General features: G+C 30.9%; 4 protein-coding genes. 3 read left to right on the top strand and 1 reads right to left on the bottom strand.

Features of this window, described 5'->3' with window-relative positions; genetic code table 11:
- From fmt to ABFR62_13835, 3 genes are all read left to right on the top strand, one after another.
- Window positions 1-952: methionyl-tRNA formyltransferase (gene fmt, locus ABFR62_13845; protein ID MEN8139501.1), on the top strand; the 952-nt coding region annotated here is incomplete at its 5' end.
- 171 nt (window positions 953-1123) lie between these two features.
- Window positions 1124-1396 (top strand): HU family DNA-binding protein, encoded by a 273-nt coding sequence (locus tag ABFR62_13840; protein ID MEN8139500.1) that lies wholly within the window; start codon window positions 1124-1126, stop codon window positions 1394-1396.
- A 254-nt stretch (window positions 1397-1650) separates the two neighbouring features.
- Complete coding sequence (locus ABFR62_13835) at window positions 1651-2208, top strand: YqgE/AlgH family protein (protein ID MEN8139499.1); 558 nt, start codon at window positions 1651-1653, stop codon at window positions 2206-2208.
- Here the strand turns inward: ABFR62_13835 and ABFR62_13830 are convergent.
- Window positions 2177-3058, bottom strand: coding sequence for an aminotransferase class IV (locus ABFR62_13830; protein MEN8139498.1), 882 nt, complete (start codon window positions 3056-3058; stop codon window positions 2177-2179). The two genes, ABFR62_13835 and ABFR62_13830, sit on opposite strands and share 32 nt — an antisense overlap.
- Window positions 3059-3230: the final 172 nt, after the last annotated feature.

The raw sequence follows: 3230 nt of genomic DNA, 5'->3' as shown, positions 1-3230 counted from the left end.
ACAGATGAAATCACCACGTATAATATTTATGGGTACTCCGGATTTTGCCGTTGCCTCACTTAAAGCTTTAGTAGAAAACAATTATAATATTGTAGGGGTAATAACTGCACCCGATAAACCCGCAGGCAGAGGAAGAAAAATTAATTCATCCGCTGTAAAGAAATATGCAGAAAGTGTAAATCTTAATATTTTGCAACCTGAAAAGCTAAGAGATGAAGATTTTCTTAAAAACCTAAAAGCTCTTAACGCTGATTTACAAATTGTGGTTGCATTCAGAATGCTGCCAAAAGTAGTGTGGAACATGCCAAAACTTGGCACATTTAACCTTCATGCCTCTCTTCTACCCCAATATAGAGGTGCAGCTCCGATAAATTGGGCAGTTATTAATGGAGAAAAGAAAACAGGAATTACCACATTTTTATTAAATGATAAAATAGATGAGGGAAACATTCTTCTTCAGCAGGAAATATTAATTGGAGAAGATGATGATGCAGGAATTGTCCATGATAAGCTAATGATTAATGGTACTGACCTTATATTAAAAACAGTTGAAGGCCTCAAAAAAGGGAACATAGAACCAAAAAAGCAAAACGAAGAACTAACTATAAAAGCTGCACCAAAAATTTTCAAAGACGATTGCAGGATTAACTGGAGTAAAGATATAAATGAAATATACAATCATATAAGAGGCTTAAGCCCATTTCCTGGAGCATGGTCCAAACTGAACAATAATGATAGTGAAACGGAGGTTAAAATAATTAAGAGTAAAGCTGTTAAACAAGACCATAATTTGGACTTAGGAAGTATTTCAATTGAAAGGAAAAGCATTAAGATAGCAGTAGATAGCGGTTTTATTGAAGTACTAGAACTACAAATAGCCGGTAAAAAACGTATGAAAAGCTCCGATTTACTAAATGGTTACAAATTTAGTGACAATGCTATAATGACCTGAAAACATTGATTATCAACACAAAACACTAGTGTATTATTAACAATTGGCCTCACTTATTAACATTTTACACTTTTTTTTCATCAAATTCTTGCGTAAATGCCTATAAACTCTATATTTGTAGAGAGTCAATTAAAATTTATTGTAAAACTAACCTTTAAAACATTCACAGTTATGAATAAGGCTGACTTAATCGATGCAATGGCAGAAGCTGCCGGAATAAAAAAAGCTGAAGCTAAAAGAGCATTAGATGCGTTTACTGAAAGCGTATCAGGAACATTATCAAAAGGTGGAAGAATTTCACTTGTAGGATTTGGATCTTTCTCAGTATCTAAAAGAGAAGCAAGAGAAGGTAGAAACCCTCAAACAGGTGCAAAAATTCAAATCGCTGCTAAAAACATTGTAAAATTCAAAGCAGGAAACGAATTAAACGAAAAAGTAAATTAATACATATCCCCTATTTATTAGGGGATTTTCTTTAATTTTTGAATTTTATAATAATGGATAATAACATTTTGTTATTTATCCATTATTTTTTTGCCTTATTTTTCTTATCCCTCCCACTCTGATTCAAAGAGTATCTAAGCAAATACCCTGCTACAATTAATAACTTATAGAACCACAATTTATATAATTCTTTTAAGAATAACATTTGGTAGTAACTCAAAAAATAAGTAAATTGTAGTAACAAAACTACAATAATGATTGAAATTTTGCCTACAAAAGGAAAATTACTGATAGCAGACCCTTCGATGAGTGATAATTCATTCGGAAGAACAGTTGTGTTATTAACAGAACACAACGAAAACGGTTCCGTAGGCTTTATATTAAATCGTCCCTTAGGCTTCAGTATAAAAGATATCATTCCCGATATAGATTGCACAGCAGAAATATTTAATGGAGGACCGGTAGATCAGGACAATCTATACTTCATACACCAATCGCCTGATGTAATATCAAATTCTATTGAAATTTGCAATGGAATTTATTGGGGTGGTGATTTTGAGACCCTAAAAACATTAATAAATTCAAAAAAAATTAACCCTGAAACTATTCGCTTTTTTCTAGGTTACTCCGGTTGGTCTTCTAAACAGCTGATTAATGAAATGAAAGAAAAATCATGGGTAGTATCAAAAGAAAAGGGAAAACCGGCTGTTTTTACTATAAAAAGTAAAAATTTGTGGAGAAAACAAATGTATAGACTTGGTGGAGAATATCAAATTTGGGCTAACTCTCCTGCTGATCCAGCATTAAATTAATCTCATTTATTATTATTTCGCTTAACTTTTCCGAAACTTCAGTTTCATAAGTTTTGTCTTTGCATTTGTGCACAGGTTGAATTCCCATTATACTATTAGTCAAAAAAACTTCATCACACTGTAATAATTCATCCTTATGAATTTCTCTTTCTATGATAGAATAAGGTGATCTTTCACGTATTAATTCCATTAGTTTCTTCCTGAGAATTCCATCTACACACCCATCTTCAAGTTTTGGAGTGCTTATAATGTTATCTGTACCAATAAAAATATTGGCATTTACTGCTTCAGTGAGATTATCACTCTCATTTACAAGGATTATATTATCCAGTAATTTTTCTCTTGCTACAGAGCCTGCAATTGAATGTAATAAAACATTATTACTCTTTATCTGAGAAAGTAAACCTGAAGCTTTTTTTATCTTTTCATAAGTAGATATTTCATAACCTTTATCCTTATTTATGATAAAATTTGAACTTTCTATAGGAAAATATTCAATGATAAAATCAGCATATTCACCTTTATCTACAAAATAAATCTCTTTACTCTCTTTTCTGAATACAGTTAATCTAATTCGTGCATTAAGGTTTTTACTATCGTGTAGCTTTATTAAGTCTATTATCTTTTTTTGAAGATACTCTGAAGTGAAATATTCCGGAAGATTCATTCTTACAATATCCAATGTGGTAAAAAGACGTTTAATATGGTCTTCGATAAAAACAATTTTGCCTTCAAAAACTCTAATAGTCTCAAAAATTGAATCTCCAAATCTAAAGCCTCTGTTCGACAGATCTAATGAGAACTTTTCTTTAGCTTTTATTTCTCCGTTATATATAATAAATGTATCCACCGAAATATTAAATAAAAAATTATACCAAATGAATTTCAAACTGCTCTATTAAAACCAAAGTATTTTTTGTTTTAGCAATTTATAAAAATCGTTGCATAGCCAGAGCTACGAAATCGAAGATTCATGAACACCTATAATAATATAGTTCGTGAATAAACTATTTTTTAAAGAA

It is taken from the genome of Bacteroidota bacterium (assembly GCA_039714315.1).
Classification (GTDB): Bacteria; Bacteroidota; Bacteroidia; order Flavobacteriales; family JADGDT01; genus JADGDT01.
The sequence above is the reverse complement of the archived record's forward strand: the minus strand, read 5'-3'. Positions and strand labels throughout refer to the sequence as shown.